At 43.0% G+C, this 7,281-nt stretch carries 8 protein-coding genes and 1 tRNA gene; 6 read left to right on the plus strand and 3 right to left on the minus strand.

The window, feature by feature from the left end:
- Both G596_RS0116485 and G596_RS22635 read right to left on the minus strand, forming a co-directional pair.
- Nucleotides 1-792, minus strand: a complete 792-nt coding sequence (locus G596_RS0116485) for an ABC transporter permease (protein WP_022762924.1) — start codon at nt 790-792, stop codon at nt 1-3.
- Nucleotides 776-1,543, minus strand: coding sequence for an ABC transporter ATP-binding protein (locus G596_RS22635; RefSeq protein WP_022762925.1), 768 nt, complete (start codon nt 1,541-1,543; stop codon nt 776-778). Before G596_RS22635 ends, G596_RS0116485 begins: the two co-directional genes overlap by 17 nt.
- Before the next feature lie 163 nt (nt 1,544-1,706).
- Here G596_RS22635 and G596_RS0116495 point away from each other — a divergent pair, with 163 nt between their 5' ends.
- The 3 genes from G596_RS0116495 (at nt 1,707) to G596_RS0116505 (ending at nt 4,208) form a co-directional block, all read left to right on the plus strand.
- Nucleotides 1,707-2,585: a LysR family transcriptional regulator gene (locus tag G596_RS0116495; protein WP_022762926.1), complete on the plus strand. Its 879-nt coding sequence runs from the start codon at nt 1,707-1,709 to the stop codon at nt 2,583-2,585.
- 182 nt (nt 2,586-2,767) lie between these two features.
- The gene (locus G596_RS0116500; protein ID WP_022762927.1) at nt 2,768-3,736 is read left to right on the plus strand and encodes a flavodoxin family protein; all 969 of its coding nucleotides are present in this window, start codon (nt 2,768-2,770) and stop codon (nt 3,734-3,736) included.
- A 250-nt stretch (nt 3,737-3,986) separates the two neighbouring features.
- Nucleotides 3,987-4,208, plus strand: a complete 222-nt coding sequence (locus G596_RS0116505) for a hypothetical protein (RefSeq protein WP_022762928.1) — start codon at nt 3,987-3,989, stop codon at nt 4,206-4,208.
- 81 nt (nt 4,209-4,289) lie between these two features.
- Here G596_RS0116505 and G596_RS0116510 read toward each other — a convergent pair whose 3' ends face one another.
- Nucleotides 4,290-5,657, minus strand: a complete 1,368-nt coding sequence (locus G596_RS0116510) for an MFS transporter (protein ID WP_022762929.1) — start codon at nt 5,655-5,657, stop codon at nt 4,290-4,292.
- 243 nt (nt 5,658-5,900) lie between these two features.
- Between G596_RS0116510 and G596_RS0116515 the strand changes: the two genes are divergently transcribed.
- The 3 genes from G596_RS0116515 to G596_RS0116525 form a co-directional block, all read left to right on the plus strand.
- Nucleotides 5,901-5,984, plus strand: a tRNA-Leu gene (locus G596_RS0116515).
- Nucleotides 5,985-6,127: 143 nt separating this feature from the next.
- Nucleotides 6,128-6,892 carry a hypothetical protein gene (locus G596_RS0116520; protein ID WP_022762930.1) on the plus strand — a complete coding sequence of 255 codons (765 nt, stop codon included), beginning with the start codon at nt 6,128-6,130 and terminating at the stop codon, nt 6,890-6,892.
- A 115-nt stretch (nt 6,893-7,007) separates the two neighbouring features.
- Nucleotides 7,008-7,281 (plus strand): hypothetical protein (locus G596_RS0116525; RefSeq protein WP_026671395.1); only part of this gene is annotated, 274 nt, incomplete at its 3' end.

Below are 7,281 nucleotides of genomic sequence, written 5' to 3' on the forward strand. Positions count from 1 at the left end.
TTATCCTCCCTGAACTACAAGTTTGTTCTTTCCCACTATCCAGCAGACTTCGGATAATAAAAATAGGGCAGCCATCCATATCAGTTGAACGCAGAGGTTTTCACAGATATTTTCAAAGGACATCGGTGTAGTGATGATGGTAACCGGTATTGCATATATCGCACGAAAAGGTAGAAATGCGTTTATCGCCGCAAGGAATTCCGGGAACATCGCAGCAGGTATCCACGAACCGGAGAGCAGTTTGTAAATTGCCGCAAGCAGCATGTTAAGCGGCCAGGTCACAATCAGCCAGAACGCCATCAGACCTATTATCAGGGAATATAAAAACTGAATCATATACGCCAGAAGGATGGATATGATTCCATATAAAAGTTGTTCTTCGCAGAATAGTTTTCCGTGATAAAAGACGGAGATTACAATCCCAAGCGGAAGCGTATATATCACAATTCTTGCAAGGCTTGTACCGATATGCTTTGCAAAGATCATGAGCTTATAGTCAATCGGTCTTATCAGCTGATTTGCTACATCGCCCGACTGAATCTGGCCGTTGATCCAGGCTATGACATCACATTCCATAAATGTGGAGATTAGGGTGGCTACAATGATATACCTGATGGTCTCATCCCGGCTAAGCGGGATGCTCCTTCCCGCGTTCGATGAAAACAGCGCATTCCACAATGAAAACTGCATGTAAAGGTATACGATTTTAGAAAGAAAATTCGCCCATACAGAGTTTAAGTACGCAGTATGTTCTTTTATTCCAATCATTGCAAGGTCAGCATATTTTCGCATTTTTTTCTTCTCCCGCAAGGTAGATCCTTTTTATAATCTCTTCAAGATCTGTAGTCCTGTATATAGTCTTTAATTGTGGAAGCGTTCCATCATATATAAGAGATCCCTTATCGATAATGATCATCTTTTCACATAATGACTCGATATCCGAAACATCATGCGTGGTCAGAATGATGGTGGTGTGCCGCTCTTCATTTATTCTTTTTATAAACTGCCTGATTCGTTCTTTCGAGAGTACGTCTATTCCAATGGTGGGCTCATCCAAAAACAGAATATCCGGATTATAGATAAGTGACGATGCTAGGTCTGCCTTCATCCGCTGCCCGAGACTTAAGAGCCTTGGAGGCTGTCCGATAAATTCATCAAGTCCGAGGATTTCTGAAAATTTATCCATATTCTCTCTGAAAACGACATCGGGAACACGGTACATATCCTTAAAAAGCTTTAGAGAATCTATGACCGGGATATCCCAGCACAGAACACTTTTCTGACCAAAGACCACGCCGGTTTTCATCATGATCTGCTTTCGGTTCTTTTTGAAATTCAGACCATCTATCGAAATAGAACCATTATCGGGGGAGAGTATTCCGGTCATCATTTTTATGGTGGTGGATTTTCCTGCTCCGTTAGGGCCGATGAATCCGATGATTTCTCCTTTTGGAATGGAAAAGGAGATATTGTCTACCGCAATCTTTTTTTGATGCTTCTTCATTTTATATATTTTGGTAAGATCATTTACTTCAATACTCATATCCCTGTTACCTCCGGTTTAGCTGCTTCCATAAAACATTTGACGATATCGATGACTTGATTTTGAATCTCCTTAAATGTAAAATATCATTAAACAACCCATCAGTAAAATTGAAATAACAGATTATAATCATCAAATAAATTGATATTAAGAAGAGGTCGATATGAATAACACACAGCTTGAAACCTTTTTGAAAATTGTTGAAACAGGGAGCTTTACAGCCACAGCCAATATGCTGGGGTACGCTCAGTCAACTGTGACGACGCAGATTAAGCTGTTGGAGGAAGAGTTTGGATGCCTTCTTTTTGAAAGGCTTGGGAAGACGCTTGTCCTTACTGCGGAAGGAGAAAAGCTCATATCCTATGCGGAGCAGATGTTGCAGCTTCAGAGGCAGATGCTCCTGGAGGTTTCGGCTGCTGAGATTCCTTCGGGGATAATAAAGCTTGGTGTATCGGAGTCACTGTGCTACAGGAATTTTCCGGAAAAACTGATGGAGTATAAGAAGAAATATCCCGGCATGGATATACGAATTCAGTTTATAGATCATGATACTTTTCCTGCGCTTCTTAAGAGCGGAGCGCTCGATGTGGTCTACACCCTGAATCCGTTGATAGAGAATTCTGAGCTTAAAATGGTTTGTAAAAAGAAGGAGTCCCTTAGCTTTTTTGCAAACCCTTCCCATCCGATCGCAAAAATGAAGAAGGTAAAAGAAAAGGATCTGGAAAATGTTCCTCTTTTACTGACATCCCATACCTGCAGTTTCAGGCGTATGCTTCTTGAGGATTTCAGGGAGCAGGGAGTGACGCCTAAGATTGAACTTGAAACGAGCAGCAAGGAGATTCTAAAAGCTTTTGCTATAAATGGACTTGGAATTGCCTTTATGCCCGCCATGACGGCCACCACGGAGGTAAAGGAAAAGAAACTTAAGAAGATCGACTGGGCAGGCGCAGATTTTCCGATTTATTCACAGATATTTGTTCATAAGGATAAACACCGGAACCCGGCAATAGAAGAGTTGATAGGGCTGATTATGAAAAGTTAATGCAATAACCCATTGCGAATGGTTGCACGATATGGTGCAGCCATTTTTCATATGCAAGAGAAGACAAAGAATAAGAAACGGTGAAAAAGAGCGCGGGCAATAAAAGATGTAAATTAGTAACGTAACATGGACAAATTGAGAATTATTTGTCGTAACAGAAATTTTGGGAAATGGTGGAAGTTATGAACAAAAAAGTTTTGGGGCTTTCGTTCGGAAGAAAGCTCAGCAACACGGATATTATGGTAAAAACAGCGCTTATGGAGTGCGAGAAGGAGGGCTGCGAGGTCAAATTTTTCAGAGTTGACGAGATGGATATCAAGCCCTGCACAGGCTGCATCTCATGCGTTGTGGGAATGACTACGGGACGCGGAAAAGGCGGCTGCCCGCTTCAGGATGATTTTCATATTCTTGACGAAGCTATTATGGAGTGCGACGCAGTGATCATAGGAACACCTACTTATGAGTGCTCGCCCACAGGCCGCTTTAAGACGGTTTGCGACAGACTTGGTCCTTCACACGACATCACCTTCCGTAAGGCGACTTACGATGAGGGAAAAGCTGCCGGCAAGAGTGAAGATGAGCTTCCGGATGCAAGAAGCTTTAAGAAGAGAGTTGGCGCATTCATTTCTGTAGGCGGAGCAATGACCAAGAACTGGCTTGCATTCACTCTTCCTACGATGTACCAGATGACAATGTCTATGGGAATCGATGTGATCGATGCACATGAATATTTCGGTGCAATGGCTTGCGAGCATGTTCTCGGAAACGAACCCGAGATGGAGAGATCAAGACAGATGGGTAAAAACATCCTCGAGGCTCTCAAGGCTCAGGATGAAAATGATGAAGTTAAGCGCATGAAGTGGCGCGGAGACGAGCAGGGAATCTGCCCGGTTTGCCACATGAATATGCTTACTGTTTCACCTGACAGAAAGGCTATAGAGTGCCCTGTATGCGGCATCAGAGGAACTTTCAAGCTTGGAGAGGGCGGTGCTCTTGATGTCAGCTTCTCAGAGGAAGAGCAGAACAGATCAAGACTTCGCTGGGCAGGTAAGCTCGAACACTCCACAGAGATTAAGACTCAGGCAGTTCCGCCCGGACAGATACCGAATCTTAAGGAGCTCAAACAGCCATACATCGGCTACGCAGAGTAGCCCCTCATCCGGCACTTCGTGCCACCTGTCTCCGCTTCGCTACGGTCCGCGCTGAACCGACGTCCCCCGGACGTCGAGCGCCCCAGAGGGGGAAGGCTTTTTTCTTTTGCCTTCCCCTTGGGGGGAAGGTGCCCGAAGGGCGGATGAGGGGGCTCAAAACATTGTTTATAGAATTTTTATAAATGGCTCACAAATAGGAAACATTTTAACGGTATGATTGTCACAGACTTGCTAAAGGAGATGTCGTGACATGAAAATTAACGATACGTACATAGCAGAATTTGTTGGGAACTATACGAGAAGAAAGGGCTATCCGCCGACTGTGGAAGAACTGGTGGAGGTATTTGGGTTTGTTATGGTTACAAAATCCTTGTACTACATTATCAGCCTTTATCGTATAGGTATGATAAGGAATAGTCTGTATTTCGGAACAAAGGACTTACAGCTCCTTCCTCTCAAGGCTGAGAACTAAGAAAACTAAATATAGGGATAATAAAAAGCTGCCGCGAGGTGAATACCCCGGGCAGCTTTACTTTTGTTATTGAATAACTCTTTAGATTTCGTCGCTTCCTTTAAGCTCTCTGATTTTTCCAAGTATCATTTTTTCATTAAAGGTAAAGAAGATGCAGGCGCCGATAAAGCATGTTACGAATGCAATTGCGGCGGTGGTGCGGTAGCTCCCCTTTGTCTGTGAAACAGTTACAGAGGTGAAGGTTACCATGGCGATAGCCTGACCCATCTTGAAGGCGAAGGTTCTTGCAGCAAAGAACATCCCGCTTCTGTCTTCGCCGGTCTCGAGTCTTGTAAGCTCAGCTACGTCTGCAACGCAGGCCTGAGGGAGAATTCCGAGAATTGCCATTGGAATAGCTGCTGTAACGGCAATTATGAAGCCCCAGTGAAGTCCCTTTCCACATATGGTTGTGATGGCAAATACGCAGCAGTAAGCGAAGAAACCGGTGATGATGAGGTTCTTCTTACCAATCTTCTTCGCAAGAACGTTGATGATGGGATAGAGCAGTACGCTGATTGCTGTCATTGTAGCTGTCAGTACGAAGGTCCAGGTGTCCTCAATTTCCATAAGCTGTGTCTCATAAAATGCAAGACCGGTCTGGAAAAGTGTGAGCGCGAAGAAGTAGATTACATCGCTGTATACAAAGCGTCTGAACTGTCCGTTTGAAAAGGTCTTGGCAAGGGACTGGAAGGGCTTTGTATCACTGGGCTTGGAATCGATGTAGTCACGCTCATTTATGTAAAATGCGGGAATAAGCATTGCAAGGCATGCGACAGTGGCCATGATTGCTACCGAAAGTCTTATGGAACCCTGTTGACCTGCTGCCCCCTCAAGCGCACCTGCCAGATTCGGAAGAAGGAAAGAGATACTCTGACCAAGGATGAACGTGAATGATATAAAGGTAGAAACGTTAATCCTATGCTGCTGAGTGTCACCAAGCTCCGCAATCAGTGCGTTATAGGGTGTGCAGAACATAGTCATGAAAAGATAGAATACCATCAGAAGAATGAAGAGTATTGTATCATTCAGGGTGATGTTCTGGGTTTGCGGAAGAACGAAAAGCCCGATAGTGCAAAGCGAAAAAGGCACTGCCATCGCGCGCATGAATGGGATTCTGCGGCCGCCCTTGTAATTACTTCTGTCGGACCATCCTGCGATGAGCGGATCTGTTACAGCGTCGAATATTCTGCCGGCTGCAAGAACGAGACCGAAGAGAGTAAGTTTAAAAAGTATGGGTGACTGGGTGATTCCTGAAGCAAAAAGACCCGTGTTGGGGTTCTGCTCGCTCGGAGCACCGGTGTAGTAGTACACCATCCAGTTGGAAACGACTCCGGAGAGGAGACTCCATCCGAACTGTCCCATAGCGAAAATCCAGAGTAATTTGTTTGTGATTGGCTTTAATTGTTTCATTTGTTTTGAATCCTTTCAAAGAAATAGTGCGAAACTATTATAGCGCGTTCAGTGTCCGAATGACAATTATCAGTAGTATCTAAGCTGAATGGGAAGTTTTTGTTGAAAATGAACATATCTAAATATAGTTCAAATATAATCATATTAACGATTTATTTAAAAAAGGTGTTGACTTATTTTTCAGATTTGATATTATATAAAAGCTGTCGCTGATAAACAAGCGGCAGCGAAAATAAGATAGATGCGGAAGTGTCGGAATTGGCAGACGAGCAAGACTAAGGATCTTGTGATGGCTACATCGTGAGGGTTCAAGTCCCTTCTTCCGCACTAAAAACCGGATAGCGAATGCTATCCGGTTTTTTAGTGCGGAAGAGGGACTTTCACCCGCCGCTGAAGAGGAAAGCTATGAGCATATCATTGAAATGAATTATAATAAAAAGATAGATGATTTTTGAGGGAGGAGGTTATACATGAACTATTTTGTTGAAGGATTACAGGGGAGTGGAAAGAGTACGCTTGTTAGGAGGCTTTCCGAAAAATATCCGGATTATTCGGCTGTATGTGAAGGGGATTATTCGCCTGTGGAGCTTGCATGGTGTGCCTATGTGGACAAGGAGACTTACATCGCTATTCTTGAAAAGTACAATGACATCCGCAGTGAAATAGAAGAGAAGAGCTTTGCGGAAGATGACCACATGATCATCTGCTATACGAAGATTCTTACAGACATTCCGGGCTTTCATAAAGATCTGGAGAAGTATGAAATATATAATGGAAGGGTGGATTTCGAAAGCTTTAAAGAGATTGTTCTGAGAAGGCTTCAAAATTGGGATAGTGATAAAAATATCTTTGAGTGTTCTATTTTCCAAAACATTGTTGAGGATATGATATTGTTTCGGAAAAAGAGCGATCAGGAGATTATTGATTTTTACAGGGAAGTGAAAGAAGCTCTTGCCGGAAAGGAATATCAGATAATGTATCTTCAGACTGGCGACATAGCATCAAATATTGATGTTATAAGAAAAGAAAGGTCCGACGACAAGGGCAATGAGATGTGGTTCCCGTTGATGACCTGGTATTTCGACAATTCGCCCTATGCAAAAGAAAATGGGCTGTCAGGTACTGAGGCTTTACTTGATCATTTCAGGCACAGGCAGGAACTGGAAATCAGGATCTGCAAGGAAGTGTTTGACGGGCATTATACGATTCTGAAGTCAAAAGATTATAGTATTTGAGATTGAAAAATGGTGCTGATAACACTCGGCATCTAAACTGATACCCAGATGATGGACTTCAACATGACAGTTGAAATACCCATTGTCTGGGTATTTTTTTATTGGAGGCTTTGCTATGAGTATATTCAGGGAAATGAATATCGAAAAATTGAAAAATAATACAGTTGTCGAGGAAGTTACCCGGAATACTATTCATTTTACTTTTGCGTTTAAAGTGAAAATGTTTGAGAAGTGGAAAACCAAACCAGTTCCAGAATGCCTTAAAGAAGTGTTAGAAAAGGTTGGGATTTTGGAAGAAGACCTTTCTCAATACACAATCAAAGATTTATCCAGAGGTTTCTATTTGGGAGGCTATCCCTTTCAAAAGCAGTATTTACCTGAAATAGATC

Source organism: Butyrivibrio sp. AD3002 (assembly GCF_000420905.1).
In the GTDB taxonomy this organism is placed as follows: domain Bacteria; phylum Bacillota; class Clostridia; order Lachnospirales; family Lachnospiraceae; genus Butyrivibrio.